Source organism: Achromobacter sp. ACM04 (assembly GCF_014851465.1).
Taxonomy (GTDB): domain Bacteria; phylum Pseudomonadota; class Gammaproteobacteria; order Burkholderiales; family Burkholderiaceae_B; genus Achromobacter; species Achromobacter aegrifaciens.
The window spans coordinates 1,681,230-1,703,279 of the sequence record NZ_JACUZS010000001.1 but is presented as its reverse complement, the minus strand read 5'-3'; the positions used below and the strand labels follow the sequence as shown (position 1 = coordinate 1,703,279).

Annotated in this window: 20 protein-coding genes; 6 read left to right on the top strand and 14 right to left on the bottom strand. The window is 66.0% G+C overall.

Annotation, left to right across the window (positions count from 1 at the left end; all coding sequences use genetic code 11):
* Positions 1–2: 2 nt before the first annotated feature.
* Both IB259_RS07940 and IB259_RS07935 read right to left on the bottom strand, forming a co-directional pair.
* Entirely contained in the window at positions 3–452 is a 450-nt protein-coding gene (locus IB259_RS07940; RefSeq protein ID WP_192328448.1) for a cupin domain-containing protein, read from the bottom strand.
* A gap of 10 nt (positions 453–462) precedes the next feature.
* Complete coding sequence (locus IB259_RS07935) at positions 463–2,145, bottom strand: alkaline phosphatase family protein (RefSeq protein ID WP_192328445.1); 1,683 nt, start codon at positions 2,143–2,145, stop codon at positions 463–465.
* A 113-nt stretch (positions 2,146–2,258) separates the two neighbouring features.
* Between IB259_RS07935 and IB259_RS07930 the strand changes: the two genes are divergently transcribed.
* Positions 2,259–3,164, top strand: coding sequence for a LysR substrate-binding domain-containing protein (locus IB259_RS07930; protein ID WP_125470632.1), 906 nt, complete (start codon positions 2,259–2,261; stop codon positions 3,162–3,164).
* A gap of 159 nt (positions 3,165–3,323) precedes the next feature.
* A complete protein-coding gene (locus IB259_RS07925; protein WP_192328442.1) occupies positions 3,324–4,919 on the top strand; it encodes an FAD-dependent monooxygenase in 1,596 nt (531 codons plus the stop codon).
* On the opposite strand, the gene IB259_RS07920 is transcribed toward IB259_RS07925, so the two are convergent.
* Positions 4,868–5,917, bottom strand: coding sequence for a DUF4105 domain-containing protein (locus IB259_RS07920; protein ID WP_175162263.1), 1,050 nt, complete (start codon positions 5,915–5,917; stop codon positions 4,868–4,870). The two genes, IB259_RS07925 and IB259_RS07920, sit on opposite strands and share 52 nt — an antisense overlap.
* A 27-nt stretch (positions 5,918–5,944) precedes the next feature.
* Entirely contained in the window at positions 5,945–7,342 is a 1,398-nt protein-coding gene (locus tag IB259_RS07915; protein ID WP_054456259.1) for an HdeD family acid-resistance protein, read from the bottom strand.
* A gap of 137 nt (positions 7,343–7,479) precedes the next feature.
* On the opposite strand from IB259_RS07915, the gene IB259_RS07910 reads away from it, so the two are divergent.
* Positions 7,480–7,896: a DUF1801 domain-containing protein gene (locus IB259_RS07910; RefSeq protein WP_225596786.1), complete on the top strand. Its 417-nt coding sequence runs from the start codon at positions 7,480–7,482 to the stop codon at positions 7,894–7,896.
* Positions 7,897–7,923: 27 nt separating this feature from the next.
* Here IB259_RS07910 and IB259_RS07905 read toward each other — a convergent pair whose 3' ends face one another.
* From IB259_RS07905 to IB259_RS07860, 10 genes are all read right to left on the bottom strand, one after another.
* Positions 7,924–9,315: an FAD-binding oxidoreductase gene (locus tag IB259_RS07905; protein WP_054456261.1), complete on the bottom strand. Its 1,392-nt coding sequence runs from the start codon at positions 9,313–9,315 to the stop codon at positions 7,924–7,926.
* Between the two features lie 205 nt (positions 9,316–9,520).
* A complete protein-coding gene (locus IB259_RS07900; protein WP_054456262.1) occupies positions 9,521–10,822 on the bottom strand; it encodes a UDP-N-acetylglucosamine 1-carboxyvinyltransferase in 1,302 nt (433 codons plus the stop codon).
* Positions 10,823–10,909: 87 nt separating this feature from the next.
* A complete protein-coding gene (locus IB259_RS07895; protein ID WP_119451277.1) occupies positions 10,910–11,398 on the bottom strand; it encodes a hypothetical protein in 489 nt (162 codons plus the stop codon).
* 96 nt (positions 11,399–11,494) lie between these two features.
* Positions 11,495–11,980, bottom strand: coding sequence for a nucleoside deaminase (locus IB259_RS07890; protein WP_054456486.1), 486 nt, complete (start codon positions 11,978–11,980; stop codon positions 11,495–11,497).
* A gap of 102 nt (positions 11,981–12,082) precedes the next feature.
* A complete protein-coding gene (locus IB259_RS07885; RefSeq protein ID WP_054456264.1) occupies positions 12,083–12,634 on the bottom strand; it encodes a hypothetical protein in 552 nt (183 codons plus the stop codon).
* 218 nt (positions 12,635–12,852) lie between these two features.
* Positions 12,853–13,602 carry a DUF899 domain-containing protein gene (locus tag IB259_RS07880; protein ID WP_217472161.1) on the bottom strand — a complete coding sequence of 250 codons (750 nt, stop codon included), beginning with the start codon at positions 13,600–13,602 and terminating at the stop codon, positions 12,853–12,855.
* Positions 13,603–13,774: 172 nt separating this feature from the next.
* Positions 13,775–14,746 carry a hypothetical protein gene (locus tag IB259_RS07875; protein ID WP_192328439.1) on the bottom strand — a complete coding sequence of 324 codons (972 nt, stop codon included), beginning with the start codon at positions 14,744–14,746 and terminating at the stop codon, positions 13,775–13,777.
* Positions 14,747–14,785: 39 nt separating this feature from the next.
* Positions 14,786–16,360, bottom strand: a complete 1,575-nt coding sequence (locus tag IB259_RS07870) for a diguanylate cyclase (protein WP_192328436.1) — start codon at positions 16,358–16,360, stop codon at positions 14,786–14,788.
* A gap of 242 nt (positions 16,361–16,602) precedes the next feature.
* Entirely contained in the window at positions 16,603–18,090 is a 1,488-nt protein-coding gene (locus IB259_RS07865; protein WP_192328433.1) for a DUF1254 domain-containing protein, read from the bottom strand.
* A 94-nt stretch (positions 18,091–18,184) separates the two neighbouring features.
* Complete coding sequence (locus IB259_RS07860) at positions 18,185–19,522, bottom strand: DUF1254 domain-containing protein (RefSeq protein ID WP_225596785.1); 1,338 nt, start codon at positions 19,520–19,522, stop codon at positions 18,185–18,187.
* A 248-nt stretch (positions 19,523–19,770) separates the two neighbouring features.
* On the opposite strand from IB259_RS07860, the gene IB259_RS07855 reads away from it, so the two are divergent.
* The 3 genes from IB259_RS07855 (at position 19,771) to IB259_RS07845 (ending at position 22,049) form a co-directional block, all read left to right on the top strand.
* The gene (locus IB259_RS07855; protein ID WP_192328426.1) at positions 19,771–20,709 is read left to right on the top strand and encodes a helix-turn-helix domain-containing protein; all 939 of its coding nucleotides are present in this window, start codon (positions 19,771–19,773) and stop codon (positions 20,707–20,709) included.
* Between the two features lie 56 nt (positions 20,710–20,765).
* Positions 20,766–21,245, top strand: coding sequence for a VOC family protein (locus IB259_RS07850; protein WP_192328423.1), 480 nt, complete (start codon positions 20,766–20,768; stop codon positions 21,243–21,245).
* Between the two features lie 138 nt (positions 21,246–21,383).
* Entirely contained in the window at positions 21,384–22,049 is a 666-nt protein-coding gene (locus IB259_RS07845) for a hypothetical protein (protein ID WP_192328420.1), read from the top strand.
* Position 22,050: the final 1 nt, after the last annotated feature.

Below are 22,050 nucleotides of genomic sequence, written 5' to 3'. Positions count from 1 at the left end.
GTTCAGGCCGCTGACGAGACAGGCGGCATGAAGATCACGTCGTACTCCGGCGCCACCGCAACGACCTCCGCCGGACTCGACATGTTGTGGATGCGCCGGTAAAGCTCCAGCAGCTTGCCCGCGGGCGCGGCCCAGAACAGCGCGGTGGCGGCGACGCCGGAATTGTTGAAGAAGGCATGCGGCACGCCACGAGGCATGCGCACGAGGTCGCCGGGGCCGGCCGAGGTCTTCTTGCCGTCCAGCAGCAGGTCGATGCGGCCGTCCAGCACGAAGATGTACTCGTCCTGGTTGGGGTGCACGTGCGGCGGCACGAAGCTCTCTTCCGGAAACGTGGCGTGCCAGGAAATGCTGTCCAGGCTGACCTGCTTGGGCACGTACACCTGGCCCAGGATGTTCCAGGAGACGCCGTCCAGGGCCTGGGCGCGGGTGATGTCGGGGGTTTCGAGAATCATGCTGCACTCCTCAGGATTGCGACAGCCGATCCAGCGTCGGCTTCACGAGCGGGTTGGATGATGCGAAACGGGGCTTGAACGTCTGCCTGGCGCGGGCCAGGTCGGCTTCGTCCCAATAGCCGATCAGGATGCCGCCCTCGGAAATGCGCGGCTGGACTTCGATCGATTCGATGGTGCCGTCGGCCACCGTGGCGCGTTGGCGCGGCTGGCGCGCCCAGCGGAACAGCAATTCCTCCATGCGCTTGCGCACCGCCTCATGCGCGGGCGAGGCGCCCAGGTCGACGAATTCGTTCGGGTCTTCCTGCAGGTCGTACAGCATCGGCCGGTAGCCTTCGGCCAGCACGTACTTCCAGCGTTCATCGCGCACCATGCGCAGCCAGGCCTGGCGCGCGGGCGTACCCAGCGCGATGCGCGAATCCTGGAAGGCGTAGTCGTACTCGCAGATGACGTGGTCACGCCAATCCGGCGGCGTCTGGCCGAACAGCAGGGGCCGCAGCGAACGCCCGTCCATGATGTGCGGCACCGGCACGCCGCCACAGGCCTCCAGGAAGGTCGGCGCCAGGTCTATTGCTTCGACCAGGGCCGCGCAGCGCGTGCCGCGGGCGGCGTCAGCCCGCGGATCCGGGTCGTAGACGATCAGCGGCGCGCGGATGACGGGTTCATGGAACAGGTCCTTTTCCCCCATCCAGTGGTCGCCCAGATAGTCGCCGTGATCGGACGTGAACACGATCATGGTGTTGTCGAACAGTCCGCGCGCCTCCATGAAGCGGAACAGCGCGCCGAGCTGGTCGTCGATCTGCTTGATCAATCCCATGTAGCCGGGCATGACGGCTTCGCGCACGCCGGGCTCGGAAAAGGTCGCCGACACGCGATGCCGCATCATCGCGGCGTACACCGGATGCGGGTCGGCGCGTTCGGCCTCCGATCGCACCACAGGCAGCGCGTCCTGCGCGTTGTACATGCCGGCGTAGGGCGCAGGCGCCAGATAGGGCCAGTGCGGCTTGATGTAGGACAGGTGCAGGCACCAGGGCTGCTCGCCCGCCTCGCTGATGAAGTCCATCGCGCGGCGCGTGATGTACGGCGTCTCCGAATGCTCGTCGGGCACGCGCGCGGGCAGGTTGGAGTACTTCAGGAACCAGCCCGAGCGCACCGTGCCGTCCGCGTCCACGGCGGAATTGGCCCAGCTTTCCCAGGGATTGTCGCCGCCGTAGCCCTGCGCGCGCAGATAGTCGTTGTAGCGCGGGTCCGGGTCGTGGCCAGAATACGGATGGATGCCATCGTCGCGCTCGTAGGCGTCGAAGCCGCATTCGGCAATGCGGCGGCCGATGACGGAGGCCGGGTCTATGCCCAGCCGCGACATGCCGGCCATGTCGGCGCGCATGTGGGTCTTGCCCACCAGCACGGAACGCACGCCCAGCGGCCGCAGATGGTCGCCTATGGTCATCTCGCCGGCCTTCAGCGGCACGAAGTTCCAGCTGGCCCCGTGCGCATGCACGTAGCGTCCGGTGTAGTAGCTCATGCGCGACGGGCCGCAAACGGGCGACTGCACGAAGGCGCGGTCAAAGATCACGCCGCGCGCGGCCAGCGCGTCCAGATTCGGGGTCTTCAGCCTGGGGTGGCCGAAACAGGAAAGATGGTCGTAGCGCAGCTGGTCGCACATGATGAAGAGAATGTTCTTCACGCCTCGGGTCATGCTAGGCTCCTGTCTCCGATTGGGGCATGCAGGAATTCTATCGATGGCCTGCGCGCGCATCCCTTGAATTGTTTTGATGTCGATTACCCCAGGTAATCGGCCGGAGAGGCGGCTTGCGACTCCAGCATCTGAACCTGTTGCTCACCCTGGCCCGGACTGGCAGCATGCGCGCCGCCGCGCAGGTCCTGAACGTGTCGCAGCCGGCGCTGACCAAGTCGCTGCGCCAGCTGGAAGAAGAGGTCGGCGCCGAACTCGTGGTGCGCACGCCCAAGGGCGTGCGGCTGGCGCAGGCCGGCGAGATCCTCGCGGCGCGCGCCGCGGTCGTCATGCGAGAAATCGAGAAGGCTCATGAAGACCTGGCTTGGCACCTGCGCGGCGCCGAAGCCCAGGTGACCCTGGGCGTATCGCCCGCCGCCGCCATCCTGCTGGCGCCGGGCGCGGTGGCGCGCTACGGCGCGCGCTGGCCGCAGGTGCGGCTGCGGGTGCGCGACACGCTGTATCCGCAGGCGCTGGAGCGCATCCGTTCGGGCGAACTTGACATGGCGCTGGGGCCGCTGCCCGAAGCGGGCGGGGGAGGCGACCTGGCCGTGCAGCCGCTGTTCGAAAGCCAGTCGGTCATCGTTGCGCGGGCGTCGCATCCGCTGGCCGGCGCCCGGCGCCTGAGCGAACTGGCCGAAGCCGCCTGGGTGCTGACCGGGCCGGCGCAGGGGCCCGGCGATCCCAGGGCGCTGTACAGCGACGAAACGCAGGCACGCGCGCTGCACCTGCAGCTGGAATGCGAGTCCTTTTCCACGTTGCTGGCGCTGATGCCGCAGCTGGACCTGATCGGCATCATGCCGCAAGGGTTCCTGGACCGTTACGGGCCGGCGTTGGGGCTGGTGCGGCTGGACATCATCGATCCCTTGCCCAAGACCGTCATCTACGTGACGCACCGCGCCGATGCGCCGCTGACGGTGCCGGCGCGCCGCCTGCTGGACGCGCTGCTGGGCGAGGCCGCGCAGCTGGCCGGCCACCCCTGAGTCGCCAGGGATCGGTCCAAAAGGTTGAGGTCCGTCCGCGGCGTCATGCCAGCGGCGTAAGCCTCAATATCTTTGACGGCCAGCGATGCGCGGCCTTACTTTTTTTGGTTCGTGCCGAGGCGCAATCCAGGTCGCCTCGAAATTTCTCGAGGCGACATCATGGTGATTGCAACGACAGTCCTGGTGGTGGGCGCCGGTCCGGCGGGCCTGCTCACCGCCGCCGAGCTGCAACGGCGCGGCGTGCAGTGCCTGTTGATCGATGCGCACGAGCGGCCGCTGGAATGGGACCGCGCAACGGTGGTCCACCCCCGCTCGCTGGAGATCTTCGATTCGCTGGGCATCGTCGAGCCGCTGCTGGCCGCGGGCGTGAAGCAGCGCGGCGCGCGCATCCATGCCGACGGCAAGGTGCTGGGCGAGATCGATCTGGACCTTTGCGGCAGCCGCTACCCCTACAACATCGGGATTTCGGAAGAGGTCACGGAGTCCATCCTTGCCGACTATCTGGCCAGCCACGGCGGCGCCGTCCAGCGGGCCAGCAAGCTGGTGGATCTGCAGGAACGGCCGGACGGCATGCTGGCCAGGATCGAGCAGCCGGGCGGCGCAATCGAAGTGCTGGCCGAGTGGGTGATAGGCTGCGACGGCCACCACAGCACGGTGCGCGAGCTGACAGGCATCGAGCAGGACGGCCACGACATCAGCCAGCCTTGGGCGGTGTTCGACGCCGCGATCAGCGGCTGGCCCGAGATCTTCGAGGCCAATTACGCCTACCTGGACAGGATCCCGGTGATCCTGACGGCGCTGCCGGGCCAGCGCTGGCGCGTGTATCTGCGGCCTACTGCCGAAGACTCCGATCTGGTGGCCGATGCCTTGTCCACGCTGCGGCGCTATCTGCCCGAGGCGAATTTCGAGGACGTGGCCCATCCGGCGCGCTTCCGTTGCTACACCAAAGTCGCGCGGCAATTCCGGGCCGGTCGCATCCTGCTGGCCGGAGACGCCGCGCACACCTGCAGTCCGGCCCAAGGCCATGGCATGAATAGCGGCCTGCACGACGCCGTCAACCTGGCCTGGAAGCTTGCGCTGGTCTGCGACGGCCAGTGCTCGGACAGTCTGCTGGACAGCTACCAGGCGGAGCGTCGGCCGGCCGCGCAGCGTGTGCTGGCGTCGGGCGACGAGGCCGAGAGCGCCCAGCTGGCCACTGACCCGGACGTGCTGCGCGAGCGCAATGCCGCCATCCGCAAAGCCTTCGAGGATGGCGCCTCGCAGCATCACGAGGCCGTTGCCGAGGCGGAGCTGGACATCGATTACCGCGATTCGCCCATCGTCATGGGAGACCGGCACGACCCGGTTTCGCCGGGCCAGCGGCTGCCCGACCAGATCCCGATACGCCTTGCGGCGGGCGGCGCGGGGATGTTGCATGAGAGCGCCCATCGCAAGGGCCATACAGTCTTCATCCTGGGCGGCCCGCGGACGTCTGCGGACGCGCTTGCCCAGATTCGCGCCGCGATCGAGCCGCTATCGGACGGCGCCATCATCGAGTCCGTGGTCGCGCTGACGGCGAATGCGGATGTCGATGGCGTGGACGGCTATGTTGATCCCTCGGTGGCCGGAAGGCTCGGCGTGCGGCATATCCTCGTGCTGGCCGTCAGGGCGGACGGCCATGTCGGGCTGCGCTCGGAAGAAAGCCACCTGGAGACACTGGGCGCTTACTTGGCGCGGCTGCGCGCGCCGGCGCCGGGCACGGCCGCGCCATCCTGAGCGGGGGCGGGCGCCTGCGGCACGCCTGGCACGCCGCGCCGGATGTTGCGCGAGAATTCGGCCGCGTCCGCGGTGGCGCGGGCACGCTGCGTGTAATGGCCGGCCTGCCGATACGCCAACGGACTATCCGCTCCTTCCAGAGCATCCAGGCGGTACAGGTACTCGGGTAGATAACCCGAGAACAGCACGCGGTAATCCAGCGGCAACCCCGGCACGATCTGGTCGGCCAGCCGGTACACGATGGTGGTGCAGTTGCCCGTCAGCGTGTTGTAGAAACGCGGCTTGTCCGCCAGCCGGGTAGCGGTCTCCACATAGGCCAGGAACAGCTTGCGGGCCGCGCCGTCCGGCATGTGCACGCGGTACAGATAGCCTTCTTCGCCGCGCACATTGGTGCGCACGCGCAGGCTGTCTTCCTCGGTCGAGGCCAGCACCGACAACTCGTACTGGCGGAAGAAACCGCCAATTTCCGAGAACACGTCGTGCAGCTTGCGGCGTATCTCCACCGAGAACACCACGTACTTGCCATCAGCAAAGCCGAACGACACCAAGGCGTGCGCGATGGCGGGCCGGCCCCAGTAGGACAACGCCAGGTCTACCGATTCCAGGCGTGACAGGTCGTAGCTGTGGGTCTCCCAGCGTATGTCGTAATCGGTGCGCGACCGCCAGTCGAAGTTGCGCACGTTGCGCAGGGTGACGATGTCGCCCTCGACCGTTCCTTGCGTCTGGCGCGCCACCTCGGGCATCCACTGGCGCTCGTTGGACGGCCGCACACCCAGCCACCACCAGGCCAAGAGCGCCAGCAGCAGGGCGCCGAACAGCCAGGCAATCAAGGGCTGTCCGATAGACAGGCCGATCAGCGCGCCGGCCGCGAGCGCGAGCCAGGCCGCCGGCAGGACGGCGCGCGCGCGGCCGGGGAACGGCGATTGGAACCAGAGCGCCGCCGCGCCCCAGGCCGCGCCGGCCACGATGGCCACGCCGCTCACGATCTGCGCAATCATGGCGTCTTCACGCGCGTTGCGGGGCCGTCATTGCGCCCCTTGCGAGGACTCGGCCTGCTCCGCATTGCGGGCCTGAGCCTTGCGGTCCTGCTTGCGCCAGCCGGCGCGCATGCGCGCGATCTGGCGCAGCGCGTCCTGCGACATCTTCCACCAGCCGAACGGGCGCGGGTCGGCCAGCATGCTGAGCGCACGGGCATAGTCCAGCGTCAGGCCCGGGGTCCAGGCCATGGTCAGCGCGCGCTTGCGGATCTGCGCCGCCACCCACAGTTCCGGCGTCAGCAAAAGGCGCAGCAGCACGCGCCAACCGGCATCCGGGCCGTGCAGGCGTCCCACCACGCCGTCCAGCGCCGCCTCCAGCGCGCTGGAAACGGAGCTGGAACAGTTGCGGTGCGTCAGGTTGTAGATCTCGGTCTTGCGGTATTCGTCCCAGAAGGCCTGCAGCTTGGCTGCGTCGTAGTTGCGGATGCGCACCCGCATCGTGGACGGGGTCCAGGCCTTGGATTCGGTCGCGTAGTCGGGCTGGTACACGCCGGGCACGTTGTTTTCGGCCGTGGCGCGCAGCAGGGTGCCGAACTGTTCCGGAGAGTGGTCGATCTCCTGGGCCGGATACAGGCTGATGTACACGCCTTCCGGTGATTCCAGCGCGGCGTGGCCGGTCGACACCACGCCGTTGATGTCGACGGCGGCGATGTAGCGGTTCACCACGGGATAGTTGCGCGTCTCGGTCTTGGCCGAACCCGACGGCGTCCAGACGTGCACGGTCAGCGCGCGCTCCGATTCCAGCGGCGGGCCGTCGAACACCTTTTGCGCATGGGCGTCGGCGCGCGTGGGCATGAAGTCCGGATGCGGATTGACGTCCAGCGCCGGGTTGGAGTCCAGGTGGCGGACGCGGCGCGCCAGCGACAGCAGCCGCAGCCCTGTAAACGCCAGGAACAGGCCCAGGCAGTACGGCACCGTGCCGACGTAATGGGTCGGGTAGGGCTGGAAAAAGAAGATGGCCAACAGTATTTCGGCCACGCCCGAGGCAAAGACATAGCGCCAGCGGTCATAGCGCACCACGTAGGCGGCGGTGCACTGGATCAGGCCGTCCACCAGGAACATGAGGCCGAACAGCATGGACAGCGCGAAATGCCCGTGATGGTGGCCGATCAGGACCAGGATGCCCGCCGTCAGCACGATGGCGCCCTTGGCATAGCGCAGCACCCGCTGCCCCCCCACGCCGGACTTGGCGATCACCAGCGTGGCCAGGCCTTCGAGGACCAGCAGCGCCGCGAAGAAATTCAGCGGGAAATAGACGGCATTATCGAGCGCGTCGATGAACAGCGTGACGCCTGTAATGAAAAGCAGGCCGCCGATGACATACAGCCCGCGGGCGCGCTTGCGCAGATAGTCCACGCCCAGCAGCAGCAAAACCAGATTGGCCATTGCGCTTGATTCTCCTCTTCCGTGACCCCGTTACGGTGCTAGCTATTTTGGTTTGCTAACCAAGTTAACAAATTTTCCGGGATCGATGCAGGTATTCTTCCTGACGCATCCGTCTGCGATCTTTCCCGGGACATGGCATGAACACCAAGACGAGCAACGCAACCAAAGAGGCAATGCAAGAGACGGCCTCCGCCTTGATAGACGCCAGGATACGAGAATTGGACGACTGGCGCGGCCAGACGCTCGCGCGGGTCAGGGCCATCATCAGGCAGGCCTATCCCGGCGTAGTCGAGGAATGGAAATGGCGGGTGCCGGTGTGGTCGCACGACGGCATCATCTGTACCGGCGAAACCTACAAGAGCGCCGTGAAACTGACCTTCGCCAAGGGTGCGGCGCTGGAGGATCCCTCCGGGCTCTTCAACGCCAGCCTGGACGGCAACACGCGGCGCGCCATCGATATCCGCGAGGGGGAAACGCTGGACGAAACGGCCCTGGCGGCGCTGATCCGAGCGGCCGCGGCCCTGAACGCGGCGGGGAGGTCCGGCGCCCGCTAGTCGGATTCCCCGCCGCGCAGGTCCGGTTCAAGGCGACGCCGGCTTGATGTTCTGGTTATGCCGGAACAGGTTCTGCGGGTCGTAGCGGGTCTTGGCCTGGACCAGCCGGTCGAAGTTAGGGCCGTAGGCCGCGCCCAGCCGCTCCGGTTCGTCCTGCGTCAGGAAGTTCACGTACACCCCTCCTTGCGCATAGGGCTCCGTGGTCCGGAACAGCGTCCGGGCCCACGCGATGCAGCGCTCGTCTTCTTCCGGAAAGTCCCAGCGGCCGTGCACGTTCATGGCGAATTGCGCCGAGCGGTGCGGATAGGCCATGGCGGACACCGGCACCTGCGCCGCTACGCCGCCGATGTAGCCCAGGAAGATCTCGCATTGCGGCGAAGGCAGGTTTTCCACCGCCGCCACTATGGCGTCGATCAGCCCGTCTTCCAGCCCGCCCAGATTGTGCGACTTCCAGTAATTGCGGGCGCCGGGTGTAAGCAGCGGGTCGAAGGCCTTTTGCCAGGCGGCGTAGGGCATGGGGCCCAGGTGCTCGCCATAAGGCGTGCCGAAGCCGCGCACCACTTCCACCGCGGCTGGGCCATTGGCCAGATCGCCCGAATAACACATGGCGAAGGCAACCATGGGCTTGCCGTGCACCGCTTGCGGCAGGAACGGCAGCGGCGGAGCCAGGCGCAGCACGGCCCAGACCGTCAGTTCCTGGGGCAGGGTCGCCAGCGCATCGCGGTACTTCGACAGCGCTTCTTTACCCTGTTCCAGCGGCAGCACGACCAGGCCGCCATAAACCTCGGGTCCGACCGGATGCAGCTGGAATTCGAACATGGTGACCACGCCGAAATTGCCGCCGCCGCCCCGGATTGCCCAGAACAGATCCGGGTTGTCCTGTTCGCTGGCGTGCAGCAGCTTGCCATCCGCGGTGACGACATCGGCTGAGAGTAGGTTGTCGATGGTCATGCCGAACCTGCGGGTCAGCCAGCCGAAACCGCCGCCCAGCGTCAACCCGGCCACGCCGGTGGTGGAATTCACGCCCAGCGGCGTCGCCAGGCCGTAAGCCTGGGCCTCGTGGTCGAAATCGGCCAGCGTCGCGCCGGGCTCCACATAGGCTCGGGCGCGCACGGGATCGACGCGCACCGACTTCATCGGCGACAGGTCGATCATCATGCCGCCTTCGCAGACCGCGGTGCCTGCGATGTTGTGGCCTGCGCCGCGCACGGACAGGACCAGGCCGTTGTCGCGCGCGAAATCCACGGCGCGGCGCACGTCGGCGGCGCCGGCGCATCGGAAGATCACCGCCGGCCGGCGGTCTATCATCGCATTCCAGATCTTGCGGGCGTCGTCGTAGCCGGGGTCGCCCGGGCAGAGGACCTGGCCTCGGGCTGAGGCTCTCAGATCATCCAGGGCGCTATCGGAAAGTTGGCTCATCACACACCTCCTTGAAGGTGCTGCTTCGTGAACAACCTTTGAAACTGGGGCCTGCGAAGCAGGCCCTGGCCGCCTATGGGTTCGGACGCGGCATGGAGTACGCCTCCTGCGTGAGAGGCCATGACCTAAGGAGGGCGGCGCGCCGCGCCGGGAGCCGGTCGGCCCGCTCCCGTTATGCGCGCCGTGGCGTGCGTATCTGGAAAGCTTACTCCTCGCTGGTCCATTCCACCTGCACGCCGAGGCTGCGCAGGTTTTCGACGAAGCGGGGATGCGCGCGGCGGATCGGCGTGGCGTTGCGGATTTCCGAGCGGCCGTCGATGCTGCTGGCGATCATGAAGAGCGCGATGGCGACGCGGATGATGTAGGGGCTTTCGACCACCGCGGGCGTCAGCGGCCGGCCGCCAAACGTGATCAGCCGGTGCGGATCGGACGAAAACACGTGCGCGCCGAACTTGGACAGCTCACCGGTCCAGCCCAGCGCGCCGTCGTAGACCTTGTTCCAGAACATGGCGTTGCCCTCGGCGCACACGCCCAGCGCGATGAAGATGGGCAGCAGGTCCACCGGGAAATAGGGCCATGGTGCCGCTTCGACCTTGGTCAGCACATTGCTGGTGAAGGGCGTCTGTACCTTCAAGGGGCCCGAGCGCAGCGCGCGCGACCAGCCGTTCTCGTGCACGATCTGCACGCCGAACTTGGCGAAGGTGCGGTCGATCAGCGGGAAGTTTGCGGGCGTGCTGTTGCGCACCACCACGTCGCCGCCCGTGATCGCGCCCAGCGCGAGAAAGGTGGTGATCTCGTGGAAGTCTTCCTCGAAAGTGAATTCGCCGCCGCCCAGGCTGACGCCGCCGCGCACCGTCAGCCGCGAGGTGCCGATGCCGTCGATGTCCGCGCCCATCATCGCCATGAAGCGGCAGAACTCCTGCACGTGCGGCTCGGAGGCGGCGTTGGTCAGCGTCGACTCGCCTTGCGCGGCGGCGGCGCACAGCACGAAGTTCTCGGTGGTCGTCACCGAGGCGTAGTCCAGCCAGTGGTGGGTCGGCTTCAACGGGCCGCTGCTGCGGACCAGCAGCGAGCCGCTGGCGCGTTCCACCTCGCCGCCGAAGGAGCGGAAGATGTCCACGTGCGGATCGATCTCGCGCACGCCCAGGGTGCAGCCCTTGACGTTGTCTTCCAGGCGCGCGACCCCGAAGCGCGCCAGCAGCGGCGGCACCAGCATGATGGAAGAGCGCATTTCCTCGGGCAGCCGGTGGCGGGCGGCGTCGAAGGCGGTGTCGCGGTGATGCAGGTCCAGGGTGCGGGTGGACTCGTCCAGCCGCACCTCGCTGCCCAGCGTGCGGAAGATGTCCAGAATCTTGCGCACGTCCGTGATGTCGGGCACGCCGTGTAGCCGCAGCGGCTGGTCCGTCAGCAGGGTGGCGCACAGCACAGGCAGGACCGCGTTCTTGTTGGCCGAAGGGATGACGCGGCCGCGCAAAGGGGTGCCGCCGTGGACGATGAGGTTGGACATGGAGCGAGTAGGGCCAGAAAAAACAGGGAGATGGGAGCTTGCGGAGCTCCGGTTAATTTCACACTTTAAGGGCGCACGGCGGCCGTGTCATGCCGGCCTGGCCGCGCCCGGGCCGGGATTCTTGCGGATCAGGACCCAGCCGCCTATGGTCAGCGCCAGGCCGGCCCCCAGATAAGGCAGGCCGAAAATCAGCGCCCAGAAAAACAGCGCCGTATAGGCGTCGTTGGCCGCCTGCTTGCCGCCGCTGGCCGGATTGAAGATGCCGGGTTCCATTGCAAGCACGGCGCCGAGCAGGTTCAGCAGGACGGCCAGGCCGAGCATGGCGCAGCCCCAGCCGATCAGGCGGCGAAAATTTGGAATGCGGACCAGCGCTGCGACTAGCGCCACGCCTATCAGCAGCGACACGACGCCCGTCGTGATCAGCATTCTGTCCAGCGCCGCCATATAGGCAAGCCCAGTCAAGTCCGCCAGCCCGAGCGCCTGCTGCATGACCGGATTGACGACGCCGCCGCTGGCCCAGGCGACTAGCAGGCCGAACGCGATGCTGGTGAGCCATTTGGTCAGGGCAGAGGGCATGCGGGAGTCCTGTTCATAGTGCGGTGCAGCGAGAATACTGCGGATTGCTGCTGACGATTGAGACGGGCGGTAACGGCGAACCGTGCAGGGCGCCGCCTAGCCGCGGCGGCGCATTCTTTCCTGGTGCAGCAGTTTGATCTGTTCGGCGAACTCCGGCACGGGACCTTCCACCGGTATGCCGTCCACGACTTCGGCGATGGCCAGCGGCCGCACCTTGGTCGTGGGGGCGACGCCCCATTCCCGCAGCCATTCCCGGTACTGGGCAGAAGAACTGGCATAGACGATCCGGCCCAGGCCCACCCAGCCATGCGCGGAGGCGCACATGGAGCAGTGCTCGCCCGAGGTATAGACGGTGCAGGCCGAGCGCTCGGCCGGCGGCAGATTGCTGGCGGCCCAGCGCGCGATCTCGAATTCCGGATGCCGCGTGCGGTCGCCGCTGGAGACATGGTTGTGGTCTTCGAACAGGACCACGCCGTCGGGTGAAACCAGCACCGAGCCGAAGGGTTCGTCGCCTGCTTCCAGCGCCTGTTTCGCCAGCTCGACGCAGCGCGCCAGGTGCTTCTTGTCCACTTCGGTGATCATGTAAACCTCCTCAGATATGCCGCGCGCCGTGGCGCCGGCGGACTGCGGCATGAGGAGGCCGCCGGCATCGATGCGCAAGCATAGCCTTCTTGCAGGCTGGGCTCAGTAGTACACGTCCACGTAGTCCGTCAGCCCGCCGCAGGCTTCCATCTGCTGCAGGCGCCAGTACTTGCGCTTGCCGGTCGCGCGGAACTCGAACTCGCCGTTGCGTTCGCAGCGGCGGCCCTTGTCCGGCGCGTCCAGGATCAGGATCGTGCCGCGGAAGATAAAGCGGTCGCTGGCGATGGAGACGATATCGCCCTTGATCTTCAGCGTGCCTTCGTGGTTGGCCTGCGTGCCCTCGATGCGCACCACGTCGTTCTCATCCGTGGCGGTCAGGTGGCCGCGTTGCGCCGACCACAGCCATTGCAGGGTGATGCCGCTGTTGTTCATCAGGCGCTCATAGGCGGCCTGGTTCTGGATGTCGGTCTTCTGCACCGAACCCGAGGGCGAGGCCGCGGCAGGCGTAGCGGCGGGCGCGCCGTGCGCCTTGATCGGCGGTACGGCCATGGCTGGCGCGGTTGCCGCAAGCGCCAGGCCTGCCGCAAGCAACAAGCCGGACATCCGCTTTTTTCCCTGGGCGATAATCGTGTCGCTCTCGAGGTTCTTGTGCATGGGTTCTCGTCAAATAGGGGTAGGAGGGCGCAGCGGCCCGGCAACGGCCGCCTGACGGGGACGCTGGGGATGCGCCTGGGCCGAAGGTCGGCGGGCGCATAAATTAGCACGGTCATCGGACCCCGATAATTGCTGTTGTTTGAGCTTGTGTATCTATTGGTTATTTTAATTACCAATGAATACGGCAAGCGGCCGCGCCCGGCCAGCCGCCCGCCCGCTCACCGTTTGGCGGCTGCGCTCTGCGCCCGGAATGCGGCCTCGCCCGCATCGGAAATCTCGACCCATTTTCTGTCCGGCGGCGCGTCCGGCACGTAGCTGTCGTGCCAGTTCCACCACTTGTAGGTCGGGGTCTGCGGATAGCCTTCAGGAGAATCCTCCCAGACTTCCTGGCGGCCCAGCGGCGTGATGTCCAGGTAGTTCCAGGTGCCGCCCATCTGCTCGTCGCCGCGGTTGTTGAGGAAATAGGTGCGGAAGATGCGGTCTCCGTCGCGGTAGAACACATTGGTGCCATGCCACTCGTCCACGCCGAAGTCGGTATCGAAGCCATCGGTCAGCGTGTACCAGGGCATCTTCCAATCCATCTGCGCTTTCAGCCGCGCAATGTCCGCCTGCGGCGCCCGGGACAGGAAGACCAGCGTGGTGTCGCGGGCGTTCAGGTGCGCCAGATGCGCGACCTGGTCGGCCACCATGGAGCAGCCGCGGCAGGCGTGCTCCGGCCAGCCATACACGCCCGGCTCGAAGAAGGCGCGGTAGACGATCAGTTGGCGGCGGCCGTCGAACAGGTCGGGCAGGGCGAGCATGCCCGACGGGCCTTCGAACGCATAGGCCTTGGTCACTGGCGTCCAGGGCATGCGCCGGCGTTCGGCAGCCAGCGCATCGCGGGCGCGGGTGTGGGCTTTTTCCTTGACCAGCAGCTGCTGGCGGGCGGTTTCCCAGTCCTGGGGCGAGACGACCGGGGGCGTGCGCATGGGGGCGCCATTGCTTGATGCAGTCATGATTTCCTACCTCCTTATCGCGGGCCGAGGCCCTGGCGCAAGGGTCTGCGCGCAGACTGGCTGCTCGGCGGCCTGGAAACAGTCTGGCATCGCCGGGCGGAGAGGGGGGAGTAACAAATCCGGCGCAATTCCGCCGGCGGCCGGCTCAGAAGCTCACTGCCAGCCCGACGGAGAAGCCCGACACATTGGTGCCGAACACATAGCGGCCCACCAGCCGGGTGCGGGTGATGATCACGTCATAGGCGCTGGAATCCAGCTCCAGGCCGGCGCCCACGGAGGTCAGCCGGTCGAATCCCAGGATGCCGCGCTGGTCGCCCAGGAACTCAGAGTGCGTCAGCTCCAGCACGTAGCGCAGCGGCCGTTGCAGCACGACGAATCCCGTCGGCGCACGGTAGCGCGCCCACAGATTGGCCGATTGCGCCGCGGCGTGGCCCTCGACGGCGGCAGAACTGTTGAAGCTCTGCAGGCGCATGTCGGAATAGCGCAGCTCCACGTCGACCTCGTAACCGGGGCGGTAATGCTCATAGTCCAGCATCAGCGAGCCGCCCAGGCCATAGGCGTTGAGTGAACCCTTGTCCAGGAAGCTGATGTCCTTTCCGGTCTGCTGTCCCACATACCAGCTGGCGGCGCGCAAATCGCTGGTGACGTTGCCCAGCGCAAAATTGAAGATGGGCCGCAGCTTCAGTTCGTCGGTCAGCTTGAAGTCCCAGCCTATGCCGCCGGTGGCCGAAAAGCTGTTCCACTTGGTGGGGATGCTGCGGGATTCGGCGCCCTGCGTGGCGACGAAGGTCGGATCGTAGCGGCTGGCGGCCAGCACGCCTTCCAGGTAGATGGGGACCGATTTGGAGATGGTGTCGCCGCCGCCCAGCTGCGTCATGGCGAATTCGCTGGATCCCGAGACCGATCCGCTGCCTCCGCCTATGTTCAGGGAACTGGTCGTGATGTCGGGCACGATGGAGAACGACATGATCGCGAGCACCCCGTTGGCGCGCTTTTGCAGGTCGTCCTGGCTCAGGCGCAAGCCTTGTTGCGCCCACGCTTGCGGGCCGGCCCCGCAGGCCAGCAGGGCAAGCAGCCAGCCCGTACGCAGTTTCGCCGTGCTCAGGGGCGGGGGCATGTCATCTCCGGAGTAAGTTGCGCGGCGAGCACGGTGTGCTTAGCGGCTGCGAGCCGGCGATGGCGGCTCGGACGAGGCCTGGTCGCGCCACAGCGTGACGCGGTTGCGTCCCGTCTGCTTGGATTCGTACAGCGCTTCGTCCGCCCGCTGTATGACTTCGGCGGCGGATTCGCCGTCTTGCGGCCAGAGCGCGACGCCGATGGATACTGTGACGCGGCCCACACTGTCCGGCATGAGACGCCGGGCCACGGCCGTGCGCAGGCGCTCGGCGACCTCACAGGCCTGCGCGGCCGAGCGCATGGGCAACAGGGCGATGAACTCTTCTCCGCCCACTCTGAAGGCGCGATCCTGATCGCGCAGGCCGGCGCGGATCACGTCGGCCAGCGCGATCAGCACCTTGTCGCCTGTCATGTGGCCGAAGCTGTCGTTGATGCGCTTGAAGTGGTCCAGATCCATGGCGATGACCGCCATGGATGTGCCATCGGCCGCATAGGCGTCCAGCACGTTGGTCATGGCCCTGCGGTTCAGCAGCCCGGTCATGGGATCCGTCAACGCCTGTGTGTTCAGGCGGCCAACCTCGTCCTGATGCTGGTTGAGCGTGAGCTGGACGGCGTCGCGCAAGGTGTCGGCCTCGGCGTACCACGCGTTGAGCCGCTCGACGTCCACGCCGCCCGACTTGCCTGCGATCATGGCGCGCGTCAAGCGCGACAGCGGCGCAGCGATGGCATAGGCCAGGCCGCACACCAGCAGCAGCGTGAGCGCGATGGCCGGGAGGGCCGAGCGCAACGCATCGCCGAGCAATTCACGCAAGGGCGACAGCACCTGGTCCTGCGAACGCTGCGCCACGACTGCCCAATCGCCCTTGGCCAAGGGCGCGTAGCCGGTCAATACGGCGCCGCCGTTCGCTTGCGGATAGAGGGCCGCGCCGCCCTGCCGGGCGGGCGCGATGCTGGCCAGATCGAGCGCCCCGGCGGGGGCATGCCTGCGGTACAGCACGTCGCCGTTGCTGCCCACCAGGAACACCGACATGCCGGCGATCTCGTCGCGGTCGCCGATGATCCGGTCCATGCCGCTGCCGGCGTCCAGCGTGATGGCGATGGCCAGATAGGCAAGGGGTGAGCCGCTGGCGTCTTCCACGGGTTCGGTCACGACCAGCGTCGCGGCCTGCGCCCCGGGTGTCTTCGTCACCCAGGCGCCCGGGCCTGGGGCGCTCACGCCCAGATCGGCAAGACGGAGGATCTTTGCGTCCGCAAGCTGGCCCGTAGGCGAACGGGCCACGATACGGCCTTCGGCGTCGGCCAGCATGACCGCGTGCAGCGAGTCGATCTGGTCGGCCAGACGCTGCAGTTCGCTCTGCAGCGCTTGCGGCTTGCCCATGGACGCTGAGAGCTGGCTGGCGGTATTGCGGGCCTGGCGATGTAAGGCGTCAAGGTAGACGTCGATGACCTCGGCCAGTTTCTCGGCGCGCGCGTGGTTGGCGGCCAGCGCATTCTTGATGATCTGCGCCTTCTGTACCTGGTAGCTGGAGTACATGGCGTTGGAAAAGCCGACCGCAACACTCAGCACGGCCAGGGCGACCAGCACTGCAAGCAGGCCGATTTTGCGCTTGCGCATGCCTGCGTGGCTAGGCCGAGGGCTCATCGAGACTCCATGCAATCTTCCATGCGTGGGGGGGTATCGACCGCGTTTAGTCTGCAAAGATAAATGGGCCAGGGGCAGGCCGCAAGAGCTGGCGCCGGGAATGGCGATCCGCCGTTGATTTATCGGGGAAAAATGTGAGTTGCGGCCAACACGAACGGCCTGATGCCATCAGGCCTGGGAATTCCTGTTACCTCCATGCCGGCGCGCCCTTATGCCTATTTCACCTTGACGATGTCGTCCGGCTTCCAGGTCTGGTCGTAGAACGCATCTTCCGCGCCATACAGCCGCAGCGCGACCAGGAAGTCGCGCCCGGGTATGGTCTGGATGAAGGCGGCATCGACGACACCTTCAGGCTTCTGCGGTCCGAACCAGATTTCCTGGGAACCGTCCGCTTGCTTGGGGATGTCGTAGTAACCGTTGGTGGACGGCATGAGCTGCTTCGTCTCCGGCATGGTGCCGTCGGTTACGTTGTATGCCGTGACCGCCCAGAACAGGGCCGCGGGCGTGCCTGGCGGCAACCTCAGCTTGTAGGTGCTGGTGCCATTGAGGAAATTGCCCGCCGCATCCCTGGCCGTGTAGGGATACTTCGAACCGGCGCCTGTCGTGCGCATGACCATGGCCGGTGCCGATGAATAGGCGTACTGAAAGAAGCCCGCGCGCTGGTTCACGTCCAGATAGCTTTCCTGCATCCATTCGGCCGTGCCGCCCGCCCAGGCCCGTTCCCACTGTCGGTCCTTGTAGTAGAGGTTACGTCCGTCCTCGCGCCCCAACTGGCGCAGCGCCAATATCATCCTGGGCGCGGCATCCACGGCTTTCTGCAGCATGTCTTGCTGGCGCTGCGTGGGCTCGAAGGGTTTGCCCTTGACGATGCCGATGGACGCCAGCACGCCCCGCAGTTCGGGATCGATGGCGGACACGGGCTCGTAGTCGACGAAGTCCTTGAGCTTCTGCCAGAACTGGTGGTCCACCGGATACATCATGTCCACGCGCTTGCCGCTGGCATCCGGAAACTCCATGGGCTTGATGTTCTTTTCCTCTGCCCAGAGCGGATAGACGCGGGTGGTTTCCGCCGCCTTGACGGCAGGGGCGGGGTCGGGTTTGCCGTCGCCCTTCGCCATGACCGTGCGGAAGAACAGGAACACGTTGTAGGTCGGCGACTTGAAGGCGAAGTAGCTGCTGGGAATGTGGCCGTCGTAGTCGGGCGGCAGCAGCAGGTACAGGCCGCCGCGCGCGCGGTCGGGGCCGATGGCTCCGACGTCGGTGATGGTGCGCTGGAAGAAGTCCGTGAACATGCCGATGACGTTGGGCGGCGCTTTGACGACCAGCGGACCGGTCTTCTTCAAATCCAGGTAGCTCATGGAATAGATGACGTCGGCGTTGGGCGTGGGCACCATGGTCTTGGCATCCATGCGCTCCTTCCATATCGGCAGCACGTTGTAGCCGGCGCCGAACGCCTGCTCGGAACCATCGCGCATGCCGATGACGTTGAGCGCCGGCAGCATCGTCATGTAGGCGTGGATGGCCCGTTGGTAGTAGAGCTCGTCGCGCAGGCCTTCGGCCTCCTTTTGATCGAGCCAGTTGCCATTGTTGATTTGCCTGACGAGCGGGGAGATGGCGGCTTGTTCCTGCGCTGCGCTGGCTCCAGCGCAACAGGCGGCAAGCAACGCGGCCGCCAACAGCTTGAATCGGGGTTCGGCGCGCATGAATGAACTCCTGGTAAGGGGCGCGGGAACGCTCCCGCGCGCACCATGACGAGGTGGAAGGGGGGGCGGACCGGCGTTGCGCCGGTCCGGGTCGTCAATCCATCTTCTTGATTTGCGGCGGCTTCCAGCTGCCGTCGAGGATCGCCTGCTGGCCCCAGTACGCGCGGATGTAGAGCGAGATGGGCTCTTTGGGCGAGGGCAGCCAGTTGGCCTCCTTGTCCTTGCCGGGAGAGGTCGGTCCCACATAGAGCGTCAAGGAGCCGTCCGCGTTGCGGGCCAGGTCCTTGTTCTTGGTGCCGAGCGAGTAGCGCTTGAGTTCGTTCGGACTGAAGAGATGCAGCTTGTTGTAGAGCGTCAGGGACCAGAAGCCCTTGACGGGCGGCAGCTGGCCCTTGGGGAAAGTGATCTCGTAGCGTTGGCTGCCATCGAGCTGCGCGCCGGCCGCGTCGAAGTCCGTGTAGAAGTACTGGGTCTCGGTCGGCCGGTTGTCGAACATGTTCGACTTGGAGGTGCCGGTCCGGTTGAAATAGTCCAGGCCCGTCTGGGCATTGTTGACGGACCGATTCCAGTTATTGCCGGCAGGGCGCCCGTTGTGCTTCCACTGGAAGAAGGGCGCTATGACTTGTTCTTCGGTTTCCTTGGCGGTCTGGAGCAGAGCCTCCTTGATCGCCGGATCGCGCGCCGCCGCGGCCAGCACGGAACGGAACTGGGCATACATGGCCTCCTCGCCTGGTAGCGGCGGGACCGTGTCCAGCACCTTGCCCAATTGGTCGAAGAATGTCTCGGGGATTACCCAGCGCGTTTCTCCTGAGCTGGCGCTCTCGGCCTGAGGGTTCGGGATATCGGGTGTGTTCTTCCAGTTTATGGTCTTCATCTTTCCGTCGAAATCCTTCAGCGGATAGAACACGACCTGGTTTATCTTGTCCTGTATGGCTTTGCGATCCTGTTCCGTGTCATCCATGAAAATGCGCGGGATGGCATTGGCCAACGCGGTCGGGCTGCGGATGACACCCTGTACGCCTGCGGGCCGTTTGCCCTTCCAGTTGGGGCCGACCAGCAGATAGAAGCCCGGCTTGCTCTTGTACGGCTTGCCCAGTTCGCCGAACTGGTTGGTGCGCTGGTCATACAGCGCATAGACCCAGAAGCGATCGCCGAAGTCGGGAACCTGGGCGATCACGGGTTCCTCGTCCAGCGAGAAGAAGCCCAGGCCGTACACCACGTCCTGGTTGGGGCAGGTGACGAAGGTCTCTTGCGGGGCGATGTAATCGTGCAGCATGCCGGCCTGGCCGCGCGGCGCCACAGGAAGAATGCCGCCCAGCAGGCCGGGGCGGGGCGCCTTGGTGATCCGGTCATTGCGGTTTTGCATGTTCACCATGGGCCAGCCCCAGATGTAGGCGTAGCGGCCTATGGCCTTCGCATACTCCGGGTGCATGACGATATCAGGCGCCGGTAGGGCCAGCGCGGATTTGCCGGCTGGCGCCTGTGGCGCACCGACGGCGGGCGGGGCGCCCGTCGCAAGATTCAGGCAAAGAAACGAGAGAATTGCGACACCATGCTTCATTCTGCGCTCCTGTCGGGGACTGCCAGACCGCTTGCGGGAGACGCCATTTTCACTAGTGACTCGATTACAAGTCCATGCTAATTTCGGCAATAACTCGTCAGAAAGTTGCGAGGGTCTCGATGGAGTTGTTCCAGTTCGGATCGTTCGGAGAGTACGAAGCCGCGGTGGTTGACGTAGACCTGAAAGTGCGTCTACTCGGACCACAAGACGGAGGCTGGCGATTGGGGCACGCGGACGTTGGCGGGATCACTGTCCAACGCGGAATTGAAGCCGTGCCGAATCTGTGCGAGGCCGCGGTGGCGGCCACGCATTTCATGTTTCTGATATCCGATCCCGGATCGGCTTTGGCCTGGCTGAACGGCGTCGCGCTGGGGCCGGACAAGCTTGCCGTTCTTGCGCCGGGCCGAGGCTTCGTCTTTCGCGCTGACGGCCCGAATAGCTGGGTGACCATTGCGGTTCCTCTGTCGTCGCCCATGTTGCAGGCCGATGACGAAGTCGGCGGGATCTTGCGCTACTGGTCCCGCGCCACCAACGTATTGACCGCCAGTCCTGCGCACATCGCGGCCCTGCAGCAGGCGGCTCTTTGTGCGGCGGATTCTAGAATGCCTGGCGCAGCCGGACGCGTGCTGATCGAAAATGCGATCGCAACCATGGTGTTTTCCCGCCGTCCGCGGCCGGCGCCTGGCGGCAGACCAGGGGTTTCCTTGCACGAGTTGTGCAACGCGACCTTGACGCTTTTTCGGGCGATGGACGGCGATGGACGCAAGAGCGCCGGCTACGATGGGCTGAACGTGGGCGATCGATCATTGAGGACGTTCTTTCGTCATTGCTTTGGCTTGAGTCCGACGCAGTATCTGCATTTGCGGCAGCTGCATGCGGTTCATGCCGCCTTGGCCAGCGCTGTGGCGGGCGAATGGTCCATTGCGGAAATTTTCGAACGTCAAGGCTATCCCTATTGCAACTACGCGCTGACTCGCTATCGCGCGCTTTTCGGAGAGACGCCGTCGGCGACGCGCCGACGTTTCTTCAATGCGGCTAGCCAGCTTGGCGTCTCATAGCGCCAGCGTCTCGTGCCGGCACGTCGGCGCGTCTGTCACTGAAGAGGAGTACGAACATGCCCAGCAAAAACACGATTTGCCTCTGGTACGACCGCGACGCCCTGGAAGCTGCGCAGTTCTATGCCCGGACCTTTCCCGACAGCGCCGTCAGCAAGGTGTTGCGCGCGCCGGGGGACTATCCCTCCGGCAAGCAGGGCGACGTGCTGACGGTGGAGTTCACCGTGGCAGGCATCCCCTGCGTGGGCCTGAACGGCGGCCCGGCCTTCAAGCACAGCGAGGCCTTTTCCTTCCAGATTTCGACCGAAGACCAGGCCGAGACCGACCGCCTCTGGGACGCCATCATCGGCAACGGCGGCCAGGCCAGCGAATGCGGCTGGTGCCGGGACAAGTGGGGCCTGTCGTGGCAGATCACGCCGCGCGTGCTGATCGAAGCGATCTCGGACCCCGATCCCGCCACAGCCAAGCGCGCGTTCGACGCGATGATGACGATGGGCAAGATCGATATCGCGGCCATTGAGGCGGCGCGGCGGGGGTAGGGGAGGATTCCTCCTTTTGGCTGATTCCCGCGGCAATGGCGCGATCTATCATGGATACACCGCACGCGGGCCGGCCATCTGCACGGCCAGTCCCTGGAGGCGGCGGCGTTTGCGCGATCATCCTCGGGGAGCTTTCCTATGGCCACGCTTGCGGTCCGCCTTATGGCGGCCATCGTGTCGGCCGGCATCGGCCACGCGGCGTTCGCGGGACCGGGGCAGGCCATTGAGGCCACCGGGAAGTCGCGTTCCTCGACTTCCTCGCGCGGCAATGCCGACGCCGCCATCGATGCGGCGCAACGCGCCCTGAGCGATTACCTGCGAGACTCCAGCCAGCAGGATGATGCGCTGCTGAACCAGGAGACTCAGGACCGGCTGCGGCAGCAATATGAAGATGCGCAGAACGCGGCGGCCAGGGCCCGGGCGAAACAACAGGAAGCCGACTACCTGCGCAACCGCGACCGGATCAAGGAGCGCTACAGCACCGATCCCGCCCTGAACCCCTGGGGCAACAACGCTGCCAGCCGCGACAAGCCGCGCAATGCCCCCGCCGGCGCGCCGGATCCATCCGCCTCATCCAAGACCGCCGCCAAGGATCCTGGGCTCGATTACGCCGGCCAGGCCTGCGAGTATTTCACCCGCCCCTCGGATGCCGCGCATCTGAACTACTACAGCGAAGGTTCGACCGTCGTCTATGGCGGGCGGGTCTATCAATGCAAGGACGGACGTTGGGCGTACCGCTATCCCGATACGGTGCTGAGCGCGCGCGACCGCAGCCGGCTGTCGGCCACCCAACTGGAGAAGTGAT